The organism is Nitriliruptor alkaliphilus DSM 45188 (assembly GCF_000969705.1).
GTDB classification, from domain to species: domain Bacteria; phylum Actinomycetota; class Nitriliruptoria; order Nitriliruptorales; family Nitriliruptoraceae; genus Nitriliruptor; species Nitriliruptor alkaliphilus.
Map to the genome: position 1 here is coordinate 1992586 of NZ_KQ033901.1, position 16790 is coordinate 2009375.

The 16790-nt window shown below is 71.6% G+C and carries 15 protein-coding genes; 7 read left to right on the top strand and 8 right to left on the bottom strand.

Annotation, left to right across the window (positions count from 1 at the left end; genetic code table 11):
* Positions 1-15: 15 nt before the first annotated feature.
* From NITAL_RS09400 to NITAL_RS09425, 6 genes are read right to left on the bottom strand one after another with little or no spacing between them, the layout of a single operon-like run.
* Positions 16-1746, bottom strand: a complete 1731-nt coding sequence (locus NITAL_RS09400; RefSeq protein WP_052666009.1) for an ABC transporter ATP-binding protein — start codon at positions 1744-1746, stop codon at positions 16-18.
* The gene (locus tag NITAL_RS09405; protein WP_052666010.1) at positions 1746-3512 is read right to left on the bottom strand and encodes an ABC transporter ATP-binding protein; all 1767 of its coding nucleotides are present in this window, start codon (positions 3510-3512) and stop codon (positions 1746-1748) included. Before NITAL_RS09405 ends, NITAL_RS09400 begins: the two co-directional genes overlap by 1 nt.
* On the bottom strand, positions 3509-4927 hold the full coding sequence (locus tag NITAL_RS09410) for an ABC transporter ATP-binding protein (protein ID WP_052666011.1): 1419 nt from the start codon (positions 4925-4927) through the stop codon (positions 3509-3511). Before NITAL_RS09410 ends, NITAL_RS09405 begins: the two co-directional genes overlap by 4 nt.
* Complete coding sequence (locus NITAL_RS09415) at positions 4924-5739, bottom strand: ABC transporter permease (protein ID WP_083441393.1); 816 nt, start codon at positions 5737-5739, stop codon at positions 4924-4926. Before NITAL_RS09415 ends, NITAL_RS09410 begins: the two co-directional genes overlap by 4 nt.
* Positions 5736-6695 (bottom strand): ABC transporter permease, encoded by a 960-nt coding sequence (locus NITAL_RS09420; protein WP_052666013.1) that lies wholly within the window; start codon positions 6693-6695, stop codon positions 5736-5738. The genes NITAL_RS09415 and NITAL_RS09420 overlap by 4 nt, the downstream gene beginning before the upstream one ends.
* Before the next feature lie 3 nt (positions 6696-6698).
* On the bottom strand, positions 6699-8258 hold the full coding sequence (locus NITAL_RS09425) for an ABC transporter substrate-binding protein (RefSeq protein WP_052669551.1): 1560 nt from the start codon (positions 8256-8258) through the stop codon (positions 6699-6701).
* A 165-nt stretch (positions 8259-8423) separates the two neighbouring features.
* On the opposite strand from NITAL_RS09425, the gene NITAL_RS27970 reads away from it, so the two are divergent.
* Positions 8424-9104 carry a TetR/AcrR family transcriptional regulator gene (locus NITAL_RS27970; protein ID WP_052666014.1) on the top strand — a complete coding sequence of 227 codons (681 nt, stop codon included), beginning with the start codon at positions 8424-8426 and terminating at the stop codon, positions 9102-9104.
* A gap of 107 nt (positions 9105-9211) precedes the next feature.
* Complete coding sequence (locus NITAL_RS09435) at positions 9212-9745, top strand: carboxymuconolactone decarboxylase family protein (RefSeq protein WP_052666015.1); 534 nt, start codon at positions 9212-9214, stop codon at positions 9743-9745.
* Positions 9746-9779: 34 nt separating this feature from the next.
* Here the strand turns inward: NITAL_RS09435 and NITAL_RS09440 are convergent, their stop codons facing one another.
* Both NITAL_RS09440 and NITAL_RS09445 read right to left on the bottom strand, forming a co-directional pair.
* Positions 9780-10814: an aldo/keto reductase gene (locus tag NITAL_RS09440; RefSeq protein ID WP_052666016.1), complete on the bottom strand. Its 1035-nt coding sequence runs from the start codon at positions 10812-10814 to the stop codon at positions 9780-9782.
* 70 nt (positions 10815-10884) lie between these two features.
* Positions 10885-11478 carry a TetR/AcrR family transcriptional regulator gene (locus tag NITAL_RS09445; protein ID WP_052666017.1) on the bottom strand — a complete coding sequence of 198 codons (594 nt, stop codon included), beginning with the start codon at positions 11476-11478 and terminating at the stop codon, positions 10885-10887.
* 206 nt (positions 11479-11684) lie between these two features.
* On the opposite strand from NITAL_RS09445, the gene NITAL_RS09450 reads away from it, so the two are divergent.
* The 5 genes from NITAL_RS09450 to NITAL_RS09470 all read left to right on the top strand — a co-directional run bounded on the left by NITAL_RS09450 (position 11685) and on the right by NITAL_RS09470 (position 16789).
* Positions 11685-13298, top strand: a complete 1614-nt coding sequence (locus tag NITAL_RS09450) for a carboxylesterase family protein (RefSeq protein ID WP_052666018.1) — start codon at positions 11685-11687, stop codon at positions 13296-13298.
* The gene (locus NITAL_RS09455) at positions 13295-14389 is read left to right on the top strand and encodes an ABC transporter substrate-binding protein (RefSeq protein WP_052666019.1); all 1095 of its coding nucleotides are present in this window, start codon (positions 13295-13297) and stop codon (positions 14387-14389) included. Before NITAL_RS09450 ends, NITAL_RS09455 begins: the two co-directional genes overlap by 4 nt.
* Positions 14386-15201: an ABC transporter ATP-binding protein gene (locus NITAL_RS09460; RefSeq protein ID WP_052666020.1), complete on the top strand. Its 816-nt coding sequence runs from the start codon at positions 14386-14388 to the stop codon at positions 15199-15201. The genes NITAL_RS09455 and NITAL_RS09460 overlap by 4 nt, the downstream gene beginning before the upstream one ends.
* Positions 15198-15977 carry an ABC transporter permease gene (locus NITAL_RS09465; RefSeq protein ID WP_052666021.1) on the top strand — a complete coding sequence of 260 codons (780 nt, stop codon included), beginning with the start codon at positions 15198-15200 and terminating at the stop codon, positions 15975-15977. Before NITAL_RS09460 ends, NITAL_RS09465 begins: the two co-directional genes overlap by 4 nt.
* Positions 15978-16099: 122 nt before the next feature.
* The gene (locus NITAL_RS09470; RefSeq protein WP_052666022.1) at positions 16100-16789 is read left to right on the top strand and encodes an ABC transporter permease; all 690 of its coding nucleotides are present in this window, start codon (positions 16100-16102) and stop codon (positions 16787-16789) included.
* Position 16790 lies beyond the last annotated feature (1 nt).

The following is a 16790-nucleotide window of genomic DNA, read 5'->3' on the forward strand; positions in this document are numbered from 1 at the left end:
GGGCACGGAGGTCCCTCAGCACGTTCCCGCGTGGGCGCTGACGAGGTCGCGGTACGGCCCGGCTCGTCCGGCGAGCTCGCCGGGGGTCCCGCGCTGGACGATCCGGCCGCGCTCGAGGACCAGCACCTGATCGGCTCGGGCGACGGTGTCGAGGTTGTGCGCGATGACCAGGACGCTGCCCGTCGCCGCGAGCCGCTCGGCCGCATCGGTGACGATGCTGGCGTTGGTCGGGTCGAGGGCGGACGTCGCCTCGTCCATCAGCGTGAGCGGGGCGGCCTTGAGCAGGGCTCGTGCGACACACACGCGTTGTCGCTGCCCGCCGGAGAGCTTGCTGCCGTCGGGTCCGACCGGGCTGTCGAGCCCGGCGGGCAGTTCGGCGACCGTGCGCGTCAACCCGGCGGCTTCGATCACCCGGGCGAGGTCCGCGTCCGTGGCGTGCTGGCATCCCAGCTGGACGTTGTCGCCGAGGGTGGTGTCGAGCAGGTGGTCGTCCTGGAGGACGGTGGCGAGATGGGCCGCGATCTCGTCGGGTGGCAGGGCGCGGAGGTCCACGCCATCGAGCATGATGCGTCCCGCCTCGGGGTCCCAGAACCGGGCGAGGAGCCGGGCGATCGTGGTCTTGCCGGAGCCCGAGGGGCCGACCAGCGCGGTCAGGCCGCGACGCGGCAGGTGGAACGACACCTCGTCGAGGACCAGGGCGTCGGCGTAGCGGAAGCTGACCTGCTCCACCTGGACGAACCTGGCATCCAGGTCAGCCGCGGGTGTGACCGCTGGCCGGGTGGTCTCCACGACCGGGAGGGGGGCGGTGTCCAAGATCTCCGCGACCCGCGTCAACAGCCCGCGCTGCAGCTGGAGACCGGCGGCGAGCTCCGCACCGGACGCCGCGACCGCGGTCAGGCGGGCGACCACGACGATGAGGCCCACGAACGCGGGGGCCGACAGGCCCGCCCCGGCCGCCCCGGCCGTGCCGGCCAGGCCCGCAGCGATGAGCGCGGCGAACAGAGCGTTCAGCGTGACGCCGAACAGCAGCAGACCGGGGAGCACCGTCCCGGTCGATCGACGGGCTGCGGCGCGGACGTCCTCGATGGCGCGGGACAGGGCGTCGCTGTCGTCCGGTCGTCGGTCGGTGCGGATGAGCGGTTGCCGGCTCGCGTACTCGAGGATGCGGTCGGTCGCCCGGGCGGCCGTCCGGTGCCGGCGCGCGTCGACATCCCGCGCGAGACGGGCGCTGTACCGGCTGACCGTCCACGCGGCGGCGGACGCGACGAGCACCGCGACGGTGGCTCGCCAGTCGATGAGGGCGAGCGTGAGCCCAGCTGCCAGCGGGGTGACGACCGCGGTGGTGGCGGGGCGCAGCAGGATCGCCGGGAGCGACATCAGCCGCGGCACCCCGTCGGTGACCGTGTCGATCGCCTCGGCCTGCCGCGACGTGGTGAACCACCCGAGCGGCACCTCACCGAGGTGGTCACCCACCCGGAGGTGCAGCGCGCGGGCGGTGCTGCTGCCGACCCGGAAGGCCACCATCTGCGCGGTCCACTGCACGACCGCGAACGCGAGGCCAGCCCCGGCCAGCGCGATGAGCCACGACCCGGTCGCCGGGTGGGTCTCGAGGCCGGCCGAGACGACGACACCCACGAGCCCGAGGGTCACCCCCTGCAGGACGGCGGCGGTGGTGAGCCACACGGTGAGGACACGCAGCTCACGGGCGACGGGCGGGGGCAGGATGCGGTGCAGCGTGCGGAGCATCAGCGGGCCCCTCCGGTGGTCGCGTCCACGGCGGTGGCCACGGTGGGGCCCTGCTCGGTCTCGTCCTCGCCCTCGGCCACCTCGGCCTTCCAGAGCGAGCGGTAGGTCGCACAGCTCCGGAGGAGCTCGACGTGGGTGCCGTCGCCGACGAGGCGGCCGTCGTCGAGGACCAGCAGCCGGTCGGCCCCGTGCACGAGCCGGAGCTGGTGGGCGATGAGCAGCACCGTGCGCTGCTCGGCCTGGGCTCGCAGCGCCGCCCACAGGGTGGCACGCAGGCTCGGGTCGACCGCGGCGAGCGTCTCGTCGAGGACGAGCACATCCGGTTCGCGCAGGAGCGCCCGAGCGAGGCAGAGCCGCTGACGCTGACCGCCGGACAGCTCCGTCTCGTCCCCGAGCACCGTGTCGTAACCGTTGGGCAGGGCGACGACATCGTCGTGGATCGCTGCGGTCCTGGCGGCACGGCCCACGCGCTCGTCATCGATCGGTCGGCCCCCGGTGAGGTTGTCCCGGATGCTGGCCTGCCGCAGCCGCGTGTCCTGGAACACGAACCCGATGCGCTCGTACAGTTCGTCCTCGCGGACCTCACGCAGGTCGACCTCGCCGAGCAGGACCCGCCCGGCCGTGGGGTCGGCGAACCGGGCGAGGAGGGTGGCGATGGTGCTCTTGCCGCTGCCGGATGCCCCGACCAACGCGATCAGACCGCGCTCGGGGAGCTCGAGCGATACGCCGTCCAACGCCAGCCGGTCGTCGCCGTACCGGTGGCTCACTTCGTCGAGCCGGACCCGGGCGTCCGCGGGGACCTCGGTGGTGCCCCACGTGATGCCGGGCTGCGCGAGCAGCTCGGCGAGGGAGCTCAGCGCAGCCAACCCGGTCCGGATCGCCTGCAGTCGTGGGCCCGCGACGGCGACGGGTGCGCTGATGGTGGGACCGAGCAGGATCCCGGCGACGAACGCGGCCGGGCTGACCCACCCGAGGCGGAGGCCGATGCCACCGAGCAGCGCGAAGCAGGCAGCGGTGACCCCGGGGGCGACCACGAGCCAGGAAGCGGTGGTCGCGGCCGAGGTACGTCGGGACCAGGCTCGGAAGAAGTCGTGGAACCCGTGGACCGCAGCGTCGTAGCGGTCCCTGGCGCCACCAGGACCACCGTAGATCTTGGCCGTCGGCAGCCCACGCACGAGGTCGACGACCGCGGCGTTGATGCGCTGTTGGGTGGCGGCGTACTGGGAGAACCCCTCGCGCGAGCCCTGCATCGCTCGGACGTAGCACCCGACCCCCGCCGCCAAAGGGACCACGCTGAGCATCGCGAGGCGCCAGTCGACGACCGCGAGCACGAGCAGCCCCGCCAGCGGTGTCACCACCAGCGCGGTCACATCGAGCAGGGTGTGGGCGACCAGGTAGTGGAGCGCGGAGGTGTCGTCGTGGACCACCTTCTTGACACGGCCGGCGCCGAGCCCGGTCACGGCCGGGACCGGCAGCGTCCGGATGGTCTCGGCGAGACGGTGCTGGAGCAGCCCGGTCAGATCGGCATCCGCACGGTGAGCGAGCCACGTGGCTGCCGCCGATCCGAGCGCTGCGCCGAGCGTGCCGACGATCGCCGCGACGACGAGGCCCAGGCCGGGCAGCGGGTCCCCGCTGACCCAGGCGCCGGTGAACGCCACCAGGGCGACGATCGGGAGCAGCGCCAGCACGCCGGCCGCCGCCTGGAGCGCGATGGCGCCGGTCAGCGGACCACGCACGGCTCGCAACAGTTCGAGGTCGGCGGTCATCGCAGGCGTCCTCCGGCGAGGGTCAGGACGCGGTCGGCGCGCGTGGCCACCTCGTCCTGGTGGGTGATGAACAGCACCGGCAGCCCGGTGTCCGCACGCAACCCGTCGAGGGTGTCGAGCACGAGCGCGGCGGTGGCGTGGTCGAGCGCGGCGGTGGTCTCGTCGCAGACCAGCACCGCTGGTGCGGCGGCGACAGCGCGAGCGAGCGCGACCCGGTGGCGTTGCCCGCCGCTCAAGCGGTCCGGGGCGCGGTCCAGCACGGAGCGGGGCAGACCGAACCGGTCGAGCAGCTCCTCGACGTCCACCCCGACGGTGGGATCGCGACGTGCCGCTGAGCGGCGGGCGCGGGTGAGGGTGCGACGGATCGTCTCGTGCGGGTTGAGCGCGGCGCGAGCGTCCTGGCCCGCGTAGGCCAGGAACGCCTGGCCGCTCCGTGCACGTGTCCCGGCGTGCCACGCGGTGGGGGTGCCGTGGATGCGCAGGTGGCCACGGTCGGGCGGGGCGAGCCCGCACAGGGCGAGCGCGAGCGAGGTCTTGCCGCTCCCCGACGCACCTCGGAGGGCGACGAGGTCGCCCGCGTGGAGGGTGAGCGATCCCTCGTCCATCAGCGCCGTCCCGCCGCGGCGGATGGTGACGCCGCTCGCTGCGAGCACCTCCGAACCGGAGGAGGTCGCGACCGTGGGTGGGTCCTGGTGGTCATGAGGCGCAGCCGCCGCCGTTGGGCGTTCGAGGACCGCGTGGACACGTCCGTCGACGATCTCGGCGGTGTCGTCCGCCGCGCGGGCGACGAGCTCGCGATCGTGGCTGATCAGGAGCACGGCCGGCCCCCAGGGCAGCCGCGTGAACGCGTCGCTGACGCGGCGCGCCGTGCCCGGATCGAGCCCGCTGGTCGGCTCGTCCAGCACGAGGATCCGGGGGCGGGCGACGTAGGCCCAGGCCAGCAGTGCCCGCTGCGCCTGCCCACCCGAGAGCTGAGCCGGTCGGCGGTCGAGGAGCTCCTCGTCGAACGCTGCCGCGCTGGCAGCCTCGCGCACGCGTTCGGTTCGGGAGGCGCGGCCGGCCTCGGGGCTCGCGATGCGGGCGGCGGTGCGCAGCTGCGCCGCGACCGTCCGGCGCGGGTCCAGGGCGCTGGCCGGATCCTGTGGCAGGTACCCCACGATCCGCCCCCGCAGTGCCCGCCGACCGGACGCGCTGAACGGGTCGTGCCCGGCGACCAGCGCACCGCCGCTGACGAGCGCGAGCCCGGGTCCGAGGTGGCCGAGGAACGCCTGCGCGAGGGTCGTCTTGCCGGCACCCGACGGGCCCACCAGCGCCGTGACGTGACCGGGGTGGAGCGCGAGGTCGACGTGCTCGAGGATGACCGAACCGTCGGACGCCGTGACACCGAGGTCGGTGACCGACGCGAGGGCGCTCACGCGAGCCGTCCCACGTGCTCCACGCTGCCGTCGGGCGAGTCGAGGGTGCGGTCGAGGAGGTGGGTGACGCCGATGGCGAGCACCACGAGCAGCCCCGCCGGCACGAGCACCGGCCAGGGGTTGGCAGCGATGCCGGTGCTGTTCTCGCGGACCATCCGTCCCCAGTTCGCGGCTGGCGCGCCGGCGCCGAGGCCCAGGAACCCGGCCGTGGCCGCGAGCTGGGTCGCCGCGACGAACCGGATGCCGGCCTCCGCCCAGATCACCGGCACGAGGCCCGGCAGCAGGTCGTAGCGGACCCTCGCCACCCACGGCTCGCCCCGCGCTTCGGCCTCCTGCGCGTAGTCCGTCGCGGCGAGTCGGGCCGTGTGTTCGCGGATCACCCGGACCGAGAACGGGGTACTGACCACCGCGATCGCGAGCGCCACGACCGCCGCGCTGCCGGGCATCCCGGCGGCCAGCACCAACAGCAGGAGCAGTGCCGGGACGCCGGCGATCGCGTCGACGACCCGGGGGACGCCGGAGGAGATGGGCCGGCGGTGCGTCGCGCCGGTCCAGATGCCGACGCCGATGCCGGACAGGCTGCCGAGCAGCGTCGCCGCGAAGGCCTGGAGGACGAGGGTGCGCCCACCCCCGAGGACACGGGCGAGCACGTCGCGGCCGAGCACGTCGGTCCCGAACAGTTGTCCGTCACCGGGGGCCGCGAACGGGCCGCTGACCGGGGTCGTCACGCTGCCTGCCAGCCACGGTCCGACGACGGCGATCAGGAGCACTAGCGAGACCGGTACGGCGACGGCCCACCGCCGGGCGGTCACGGCGTGCCCGCGCAGGTGGAGACGGTCCGACCCAGCAGGCGAGCGGTGAGGTCGCCGGCGAGCAGGATCGTCAGGGTCGCCGCGCCGAGCACGAGGCTGAGGCCCTGCACGAGCGGCACGTCGCGGTTGCCCACTGCCCGCGTCAGCTCGTAGCCGAGGCCGGGGACGTTGAACAACGTTTCGACGACGATGGCGCCGCCGAGCAGACCGGCGGTCATGACGGCGAACGCCTGGATGGCCGGGCCGAGCGCGTTCGAGACGATGGTCCACACGTAGCGTGCGCCACGCACCCCGTTGAGGCGGGCGAACTCGGCGAACGGGGTGGAGGCGGCTTGGGCGACCGAGGCGCGGAGCAGGCGCATGCTCGCCCCGAACCCGCCGAGCGCCAGTGCGACGGCAGGCAGGGCGACCAAGCGGGGGTGCTGCCACAGCGCGTCCCCGATGGGCACGATGGCGACCGCGGGGAGCACCGGCCACCAGACGGTGAACACGACCAGGAGCCCGGTGGCGATCAGGAAGTCGGGCGTGCCGATCATCCCGAGCGTCGTCCCGCTGAGGAGCCGGTCGAGGCGGCTCCCGGGCCGCAGCCCCGCGGCGGTGCCGAGCGCCCCGGCGAGCACGGCCATCAGCCCGGTGGCCGGAAGCAGGACCGCCACGCTCGCCGCGAACCGCGAGGTCACGAGCGAAGCGACCTCCTCGCCGGAGACCAGCGACGTGCCGAGGTCACCGCGCGGGAGCCCGGCGACCCACCGCCCGTACCGCTCCAGCGGTGGCCGATCGAGGCCGAGCGCGAGCCGGACCGCCTCACGCTCGGCCTCGGTCGCATCCTGGCCGGAGATGACACCGACCGCGTCCCCGGGGAGCACCTCGGTCGTCCAGAACACGACGGCCGAGAGTGCAGCGAGGGTCACCAGGGCCGTGGCGACCCTCGCGCCGAGCCAGCCGGCGGATCGCACGGCTCAGTCGCTGAGGGTCGCACGGGACAGGTCGGGGAACTGCAGCTCGCGCACCCCGGCCACCCCGTCCCGAGCCGCGCTGACGTTGGGGACGAACACCGGCCCGAGCTGGGCGCCCTGCTCCCACAGCAGCTGCTGCGCAGCGTGCGAGGCGGCGAGCCGCTCGTCAGCCGTCGCCGCGCTGCGGGCGGCCTGCACGAGCGCATCCACCTCGGGGAAGGCGCCGGGGGCGTGGTTCGGCTCGAACAGCGCTGGGGGGTTGAACCCGGCCCGGAACGGCAGGGTCAGGTACGTCGGGTAGTCGGCGAACAGCTGCCCGGGCGGGAGCTCACGCAGGGTCGCGTCGATCCCGACCGCCTGGAGGTCCTCGACGATGAGGGTGGCGGTCTCGACCATGCCGGCGAGCTCGGGCCCCGCGGTCAGCTCGAGGCTCATCCCCTCGGCGCCGGCGTCGGCGAGCAGCTCACGTGCGCGATCGGGGTCGTGGGCCAGCTGTTCGAGGGTGGTGTCGTAGCTCGGGAACCCCATGGCCGGCAGGTCGTTGCCGACGAACGCGCGACCGAAGTAGACGTTGTCCACGATGCGCTGGCGGTCGATCGCGAGCTTGATGGCCTGCCGGACCCTCGGGTCGTCGAGGGGCGGCACCTCGAGGTTCATCGTGTACTGCAGGTAGGAGGCGTAGGGCAGCTCGCTCGTGGTCACCGCGATGCCGTCCACCTCGTCGAGGGTCTGCGCCTGCACCGGGGTGACGCCGCTGACGAAGTCGACCTGTCCCTGACGTAGCGCGTTGACCCGGGCGGTCCCGTCCGCGATCGACACCAGCTCGATCCCCTCCAGCGACGGCGCCTCGCTGTAGAAGTCAGGGTTCCGCTCCAGCAGCGTGGACCGGCCCGGTTCGAACGCGGCGATGGTGAACGGGCCCGACGACGGTGTCTCGAGCGTGAACTCGGTGGTCCCGTCCGGGATGGTGAGCATGCTCTGGCAGATCACCTCGCGGCCGTCCGCGATCGGGGAGAGCGTCGGCAGGACCACCGTCGAGTCGTCCGGCGTGTCCGCAGCATCCACGTCGAAGTTGCGGGCCACGAGCATGGTGAACGGCAGGCCCTCGAGCACCACCGGAGCGCGCAGCGAGTACAGGACGTCCGCGCTGGTGAGGGGCGACCCGTCGGTGAACCGCACCCCGTCGCGGACGTGGAGGGTGTACTCGGTGAGGTCGTCGCTGACGTCGATCGCCTCGACGGTCCCGTACGCGACACCGTCCTCGGCGCCGGGGTCCAGCTCACACAGCGGTGCGTGGACCAACCTCGCACGCACGTAGTCGAGCGCCGTCGGTCCCCGCAGGTAGTTGAGCGTCTCGCTCGGACCACCCGCGAAAGCCGCGCGCAGGGTCCCGCCGGCGACCGGCTCCGCGTCGGGGGCGTCGGGGGCGTCGTCCGCCGGCGCCGCCTGTGCACCGTCGCCGGTCGATGCGCCGTCGTTCGGCGTGGCGCACCCGGCCAGCAGGAGGGCCGCGACCACCCCCGCCGTCGCCGCCGCGCTCGTGTGGTTCCTCGCTGTCGCCATCCGTTGCCCCTGATCGCCCGTGTCGGGCATCGACCGTCCGCGGTTCCAGTCCGTGCCAGGTGCACCGACCGCTGCGATGTGTATACGCTGTAGACGTAGCTGGGAACGGTTCCCATTGTCAAGTCGCCTCCGAAGCGGGAGGTGAACGCGGACTAGGGTCGGAGCATGGGATCGACGGTGCTGTTGAGCAGGGACGGTGTCGTCGACGAAGCCATCGCCCTCACCCGCCTCGATGGCCTCGCCGGTGTCACCATGCGTGCGCTCGCGACCCGGTTGGGTGTGACCCCGATGGCGCTCTACCGCCACATCGCCGACCGCGACGAGCTGATCCGGCTCGTGGCGGACCGGATCGGCTCGCTCGTGCAGCCGGACGTCGATCCCGGGGCGGGGTGGGAACAGCAGGTACGTGCGTGGGCGACGACCCAACGCGAGGTCCTGCGGGCGCACCCGGGGCTCGCCGCCTGGCTGATGGACAACGGACCGGCTGGACCGCAGGCCTACCGGCTGCTGGAACTGCTCGCCAGCGCCCTCGCCGCGGGCGGGTTCGACGACGCCCGGGTCGCCCGGGGCACCGCCCTCGTGATGAGCTGGACCTTCTCCCGCGTCGCCATCGAGGACAACGCCGACACCCGCGCACGGACGGGCCGCGCGGGCCGCGCCGGCGCGTTCGTGGCGGGGCTCGAGACGCTCGATCCGGCCGACCATCCGACGGCGGCGCGCATCGGCACGGACTTCTTCACCCTGCCGGTGGAGGAGGTCTTCGAGGAGGGCCTCGAGTGCATCATCGCGGGGTTCCGCCCCGACCAGGGGAGCCCGGGGGACACGGCCGTGACCGAGCCTCGGTAACCGTTCTCGTTCCGGTTCTCTGTTAGCGTCCGGCAGGTCTGCGCGTCGGTCGACCCGCAGGCGCCGCCGGCGAGGTCCGTCGGGGCTCACGTGCGAGGAGCGCTGCGATGGCTCGGATCCCCGTCCCCACCGACCTGCCCGGGATCATCGGACTCTTCGCGGCACGTCCGGACACCGCCGGTCCGCTCCGCGAACTGGCCGAGACGCTGCTGCGCCGCGACGACGGTCTCGGACGCGACGAGCGGGAACTGCTGGCGACCGCGGTGTCCGCCCGCAACGACTGCGGGTTCTGCCGCGATTCGCACGCGGCGGTGGCGGCCGCCCACCTCGGCGATGACGACGCCCTGGCGGACGCCGCTCGACAGGGGCGGCTCGCCGACGTGGCTCCACCTCGGTTGGCCGCGCTGACCCGCCTGGCCGAAGCGGTCGCCGACGGCGGTCGTATCGCCGAGGACCTCTTCACGGCCGCGCGTGACGCCGGGGCCGGCGACGACCAGCTCCACGACACCGTGCTGATCGCCGCCGCCTTCGCGATGTTCAACCGCTACGTGGACGGGTTGGCGGCCGACCCCGCGGACCAGGACGCGTACGCGGCGATGGGTCGGCAGCTGGCCACCCACGGCTACCGGGCGGCGCCCTGAGGGTGTGGCGAGCCGGCCGTGCCGAGCGGCCGGCTCAGCGCGTGCCGGGGATGGCGCGGCTGCGTTGGTCCTGGCCCGGACCGCCGTAGGGGTAGTCGGCTGCCCCTGGGTCGCTGGCCTCGTCGAGCCGCGCGACCTCGTCGTCGGTCAGGTGCAGGTCCGCCGCCCCGAGGTTGTCCTCGAGTTGCTCGACGGTGCGTGCCCCGAGGATCACCGAGGTGACGGTCTGACGGTCCACGACCCACGCGAGGGCGACCTGCGCCATCGTGACACCGCGGTCCTCGGCGATGGTCCGTACCACGTCGAGCACGTCCCAGGTCCGCTGCGACCGGCTGCGTGGCCCGTAGGCCTCGACGCCACGCTCCGGGTCCTCGCCGAGGCGGGTGGCGCCCGTCGGCGGCTCGTCGCGCTGGTACTTGCCGGTCAGCCACCCACCGCCGAGCGGCGACCACGGCAGCAGGCCGAGGCCGTTGTACGCGCAGGCCGGGATCAGCTCCCACTCGATCTCTCGCGCCAGCAGGTTGTACTGCGGCTGGAGGGTCACCGGCACCGGCCAACCGCGGAACTCGGCCAGGTCGACGGTCCGCTGCAGCTGCCACCCGGTGAAGTTCGACAGCCCGGCGTAGCGGACCTTGCCGGCGGCCACCGCGTCGTCGAAGAAGCGCAGGGTCTCGTCGATCGGGGTCAGCGGATCCCAGCTGTGCACCTGGTACAGATCGATCGCGTCGACGCCCAGGCGCCGGAGCGATGCGTCCAGTGCGCGGGTCAGGTGCCGACGGGACAGGCCGACGTCGTTGGGGCCGTCCCCGGTCGGGAAGCGTCCCTTGGTGGCGATCACCAACCGGTCACGCACGTCGGAGCTCTGGTCCGCCAGCCACCTGCCGACGATGCGTTCCGACTCGGTGTCGACGTAGACGTCGGCGGTGTCGATGAGGTTGCCGCCGGCCTCCACGTACCGGTCCATCTGAGCGCGGGCGCCGGGCTCGTCGGTCTCCTGCCCGAACGTCATCGTGCCGAGGCACAACGTCGACACGACGCAGCCGCTGCGACCGAGCGTGCGGTGCTCCATCGGGTGCTCCCTGATCGGGCTCTACAAGGCTTCAGCGATGTCGCGGCTCCGTCACCATGCAGCAGCGCACCTACACCTCGGGCTGCGTCCCCGTGAGGGGGAAGAGACGCCGGTAGAGCTTGCCCAACCACTCCTCGTACTTGTCGTAGGACCAGCCGAAGTCGTTGACGAGGATCCCCACGACGACGCCGCTGTCGAGAGCGGCGAGGAGGTCGACGACGTCCTGGAAGTCGTCCTCGAGCCGGTCGGGAGCGAAGAGCAGCCGAGCCAACGTCTCCATGTTCCTGCGTCGGACCAGGATCTGCTCGTGCGGCCAGTCGGCGAGCTCGGGGTCGACGGCGGCTGCCGAGAGCATGGTGCGGACCAGGTCGACGAGACCCGACTCCCACACCTGGCGTGAGAGCTGGGCGGCGAGCGCCAACCGGGCCCCCGGGTCGGTCTCCGTGGCGACTTCGCTCCAGGAGGCGGCGTCGGTGATCTCCGTCACCGGGTCGTCCTGGCGGGTCACCAGGCGGTCGAGCACAGCCTCGAGCACCTCCCGCTTGCTCCCGACCGTGTCGTAGATCGTCTGGCGGGATACCCCGGCCTTCTCGGCGATGGCGGCGATCGTCGTGCGGCCGTATCCGTAGGCCAGGAAGAGGTCATGGGCGGTGTCGAGGATCAACCGCCGGGTGCGCCGGGCCTGCTCCTCACGGAGTGGGGATCGATAGGAGCGCTTGACGGAGTCTATCATTGCCTTTACATTTCGTCAGATGAAAGTACGAGGGTGCAGATGATTGGATGGATAGCCTCTCCAATTCGGGAAGAGACTAGACGATTCGGCTCGTATGGTCCACCCAATGTGTCGAGCACACGCGAGGGCTGCCGTCCGTGACCGTCGACCCGCTTGCGATCCCCACCCGTTTCGGGCCCGTCGTGGGTACCCGGGGGAGCGGCGCCCGGCGTTGGCTGGGGATCCCGTTCGCCGCTCCGCCCGTCGGGCGCCTCCGCTGGAAGGCGCCGGTCGACCCGATACCTTGGTCGCGGCCGTTGATCGCTGCCGGGCACCCCGCGCCCTGCGCCCAATACGTCGGCTTCGGTGACCAGCCGGGGTTGCTCGGGCACGAGGACTGCCTCTACGTCAACGTCTTTCGACCCGACAACGACGAGGCCGACCTGCCGGTCTACGTCTGGATTCACGGAGGCGGGAACCGCCACGGATCGGTCGACCAGTACCGGGGCGAGATCCTCGCCCGGAAGCTGCAGGCGGTGGTGGTGATGCCGCAGCACCGCCTGGGCTGGCTCGGATTCCTCACCCATCCGGCGCTGCGAGAGCGGGCCGCGGGCGCGGAGGACGCCTCGGGCAACTACGGGTACCTCGACTTGATCAAGGCGCTCCGATGGGTCGCCGACCACGCCGCCGCCTTCGGGGGTGACCCCGGCTTGGTCACGGCCGCCGGTGAGTCGGCCGGGGCGTCAAACGCCCTCTTCTTGCTGGGAACGGACGCGGTCCGCCGCGAGAACCTCGTGCACCGGATCGTGCACCTGTCGGGTGGGATCAGTCCCTCCTCGCGGTCGGTTGCCGATGAGGACGACCGGGCCGCCGCCCTCATCGATGCCCTCGCCGACCGCCACCCTGAGGCGCGTGCCGCCGCGGCCGACGACCTCGACTTCCTCACCTCCCTCTCGGCGTACGCCATCGCAGACGCCCAGCTCCCCGAGCTCGGCCTCCCGGTTCCGATCAGTGACGGAACCGTCGTCCCGCTCGCACTCGACGAGGCCTTTCGGGTAGGCGCGTACCACAAGGTGCCGGCACTTCTCGGGACCTCGACCGATGAGTTCACCATCTTCGCCTGCGAGCAGCCCCCATGGCTCGATCTCTATGACGCGGCGCGGCGAGGGGCGGGATGGGATGCGGTCCCCTTGACGGAGGCCGAGGTCGCCACCTATCGGTCGTGGAGCTCACTCGTCTCCTCACTCTGGCGGCACCAGCACGGAATGTGGGTGGCCGACCGGCTCGCCGCCCACCGGGAGCCGGTCTTCGTCTACAGCCTCGATTGGGACGGTGACGACGGCAGCGTGTACCAGGCGGTGTATGGCGCGGCGCACACCCTCTCGATCCCCTTCTTTCACGGTGACTGGGAGAGCGGAGCCTTCGTTCCCTTCGGATTCAACGACGAGAACCTTGCCGGTCGCCAGGCCCTCTCCGACATCATCATTGACTACCAGGCCGAGTTCATCCGCCGGGGCGAACCGGGGAGGGGGAGGAGCGGCAGGCAAGTGGGATGGGACCGCTGGCGGTTGGACCGCCCGATCAGCATGGTGCTGGACGCCGACCACGAGCAGGCTCACGTAGCCCTGAAGCCGCCCGTCCCGAACCTTGAAGAGACCGCGGCCACGCTCGCCCGCTCCAGCGCGGACGTCCGAGCGGCGGTCGAGTTCTCGGCATCACAGTTCTCCCTCGACCTGCCCGCCCTCCACGCATCAGGAAGGAAAGAGACATGAGTAGACGATGGACCACTCGCTGGGCGATCGGCATCGCCCTCGTCATGGCGGCGACGGCCTGCGCCGGAACGCCCGACGGTCGGTCCGGCCCGACCACGGCCCCCGAGAGCACCGCGGCCTCGCCCGCATCAACGCCGGAAGATGAGGCCTCGGCCACTCCCGACGATCTGACCGTCTCGCTCGGCTGGATCAAGAACGTCGAGTTCGCCGGCATGTGGCTGGGGTTGGATCGCGGCTACTACGCCGACAACGGCATCGACCTGACGGTGCTCCCGGGAGGGCCGCAGGGCTCCGAGCCGGTGGTCTCGGTGCTCAGTGGTGAGTCCCAGATCGGGATCCAGTCCGCCCTGGGGTCCGTGATGGAGGCCATCAGCCAGGACAACGACCTGGTGATCTTCGGCGCCATGTTCCAGGATGGTGTGGCCGGAGTGGTCTCGCTGGCCGACAACCCGATCCGAACACCCGAGGACCTGGTGGGAATCCGCTTCCTCGGCCAGGAGGGGATTGATACGTTCATCGACGCGGTCTTCGAGTTGAACGGCCTCGACGGCACCTACGAGTTCATTCCCGCAGGTTTCAGCCCCCAACCTCTGGTCGATGGCGACGGCGAGGCGTACTCGGCATTCCTCACCAACCAGCCCATCACGCTCGAAGTCGACTACGGCATGGTCTCCGGCCAGGACTACTTCACCGTCACGTGGGGCGAGTTGGGACTCCCCGCCTATGCCGATCTCTTCTTCGCCACCCGGGAGTGGCTCGATGCCAACCGTGATCTCGCGGTTCGCTTCATGCGAGCCACACTCCGCGGCTGGGAGGAGAACGCCACCGATCCGGAGGCCGCGGCCCGCCTGGCCGTCGAGAAGTACGGTGTCGACTTGGGTTTGGACTTGGCTCAGCAGATCCGACAGAACGAGCTGCAGACCGACTTGATGGTGAGCGACGCCACCAAGGATCACGGCCTGTTGTGGGTCGATACCGAATGGGTGGTGGGACCCGTGGCCGAAGGCCTGAGAGCCGCCGGCTTCAGCGTCCCCGACGACATCGCCAGCCACATCGACATGAGCATTCTCACTGAGGCCGCAGGTGAATGACGGCGACCACGATTGACGCCGCGTCCAGCGCCCGTAAGGGCGCGACAATCGAGGCCACCGGGATACAAAAGCTGTACCCCGGTGGCCGGTCGGGGGTGCTCGCCCTGGCGGGCGTCGATCTCCGGATCAACTCCGGTGCGTTCGTGGCGTTGATCGGACCGTCGGGTTGTGGCAAGTCGACCCTGCTCCGGTTGCTGGCTTCGATCGAGGAGCCGACCGGAGGGAGCGTGAGGATCGACGGTCAACCTCCCGCTCGGCTCGCTGAGGCGCACGGTCTCGGGATCGCCTTCCAGGACCATGCCCTCATGCCGTGGCTCTCCGTCCGTCGCAACGTGGCCCTGCCCTATCGGCTCGCAGGGCTACAGCCCGACTGGGATCGGGTCGACCAGCTTGTCGAGATGGTCGGGCTGAGCGCCTTTGCTGCGGCCCGACCGGGACAGCTCTCCGGGGGAATGCGCCAGCGGGTCTCGATCGGCCGGGCGCTGGTGCTCTCGCCCCGCCTGCTGTTGCTCGACGAGCCGTTCGGCGCGCTCGATCTTGTCACCCGACGCAGACTCAACTTCGAGCTCCAGCGAATCTGGTCGGAGCTGGGGACCACCACCCTTCTGGTCACCCACTCGGTGGAGGAGGCGGTCTTGTTGGCCGACGAGGTGCACGTCATGTCGAGCGGCCCCGGCCGGGTCGTCGAGACCTTTGCAGTGGCCGCGGATCGTCCCCGCAACCACAAGTACGTCCAGACCGATGGGTACCTGGACCTTTGCCGGGCGATCGGCGCGTCGTTGGACCGAGCGGCCGGGATCGGTGACGCATGACGGTCGGTGTGGCGACGGCCGACCTTCGGAGGAGGGCCGCCAAGCCGGGCGCGGCCGTTCTGGGCACTGCGTTGATCCTGGTCACGTGGGAGTTCGTCGGCCGATTGGGTGTGTTCGGAAAGGGGTGGCCGGCCATGACGGAGGTCCTCGGGTTCCTCTCTGACCCACACGCCTCGGCGACGGTCTGGCGATCGTTGTCGAATACGGCGTGGGCGGCGCTGATCGGGTTCGCCTGGGGGAGCGGGCTAGCAATCGCTGCTGCACTGGTCGGCGTGCTGGTCCGCCCCCTTCGCGCTGGGCTGGAGTGGATGCTCACAGCCGTCCAGGCCGTGCCGATCATCGCCTACGCCCCCGTCTTGGTCGTCGTGGCCGGGCGTCAACGCTCCCCGGCCGTCGCCGCAGCGATCATCGTCTTCTATCCCGTCTGGGTGGCGGTGGCCTCGGGCTTGCTCCAGGCTCCTCACGCTTACGCCGACCTCGCGATCGGCTTTGGCTCCAACCGCAGCCGGGGGTTGCGCTGGATCTTCCTCCCCCACGCGATACCCGCGGTCCTCGACGGGCTTCGACTCGCCGCCTCGGCGGCCGTGATCGGAGCGGTGATTGGCGAGTGGTTCGGGGCCGAGCGCGGCCTCGGGGTGGTGATCATCAGCTCCACACTCAACAACCAGATCGTGCAGCTGTGGGGGACAGCCGCCGTCTCAAGTGCCCTGTCCTTCCTGGCGTACGGGCTCGTGACGGCGCTGCATCGGGTGGTGCTCGCCCGGCGGGCATTATGAGCGGCGTCTCCGAAGCTGCGATCGACCGGCTGGGCTCACGACGCCGTGACCGAGTCGACCGGCCTCTTGCAGTCGCGCCCCGCGGTTGGGGTTGGGCCGTCGTCGATCGTTTCTGGGGTCTCGTGGCGATCGTGGTCGCCTGGCACCTGGCCGTGACGGCAACGGGTGTGAATCGAATCGTGATGCCCGGACCGTTCGACGTCGTGGCAGATCTTGGTCTCGACTACCTGGAGGTGGTGGTTCCCACGCTGGTGACGGCGAGCGTCGGGCTGGTGGTGGGCACCGCGGCGGGCACCGTACTGGCGTTGCTCGTCCGGGTCTGGGCTGTTCTGCTCGGGGTGGTTGCGCCGGGCCTGGTGATCCTGCGCTCGATCCCGCTCGTGATCCTCGTTCCGATCCTCGCCAAGATGCTCCCGTCCGGACGGCTCTCGGATCTCGTGATCACGACGCTCCTCACCTTGTTCCCCGCCTTCGTCCTAGTGGCGTCTGCGCTGGGCGCTCTGCCGTCGGAGACGGATCGGCTGGCCGCAGCGTATGGGGCGTCCAAGTTGCGTCGGCTCAGGTTCATCCACCTTCCTGCGGCGGTTCCGGCGGCTGCCACCGCGCTCCGCCTGTCGGCGGGGCTCGCGATGCTTGCGGCGATCGTCGCCGAGTTCCTCACCGGCAGCGGCGGCATCGGACACGAGCTCAGTCGAGCCAGTGCCCGGTTCGATAGCCCGAGATCGTGGGGGATGGCCGTTGCCGCTGCCGTCATCGCGGTCGGGCTCTACCGACTCGCCTCGTGGGTCGAGCGAGCGGCCCACCGGCCGTAGG

Coding starts and splice junctions, on each gene's coding strand:
- NITAL_RS09400 (WP_052666009.1), bottom strand. CDS start 1,746: ATGCTCCGCACGCTGCACCGCATCCTGCCCCCGCCCGTCGCCCGTGAG.
- NITAL_RS09405 (WP_052666010.1), bottom strand. CDS start 3,512: ATGACCGCCGACCTCGAACTGTTGCGAGCCGTGCGTGGTCCGCTGACC.
- NITAL_RS09425 (WP_052669551.1), bottom strand. CDS start 8,258: ATGGCGACAGCGAGGAACCACACGAGCGCGGCGGCGACGGCGGGGGTG.
- NITAL_RS27970 (WP_052666014.1), top strand. CDS start 8,424: ATGGGATCGACGGTGCTGTTGAGCAGGGACGGTGTCGTCGACGAAGCC.
- NITAL_RS09435 (WP_052666015.1), top strand. CDS start 9,212: ATGGCTCGGATCCCCGTCCCCACCGACCTGCCCGGGATCATCGGACTC.
- NITAL_RS09440 (WP_052666016.1), bottom strand. CDS start 10,814: ATGGAGCACCGCACGCTCGGTCGCAGCGGCTGCGTCGTGTCGACGTTG.
- NITAL_RS09455 (WP_052666019.1), top strand. CDS start 13,295: ATGAGTAGACGATGGACCACTCGCTGGGCGATCGGCATCGCCCTCGTC.
- NITAL_RS09460 (WP_052666020.1), top strand. CDS start 14,386: ATGACGGCGACCACGATTGACGCCGCGTCCAGCGCCCGTAAGGGCGCG.
- NITAL_RS09465 (WP_052666021.1), top strand. CDS start 15,198: ATGACGGTCGGTGTGGCGACGGCCGACCTTCGGAGGAGGGCCGCCAAG.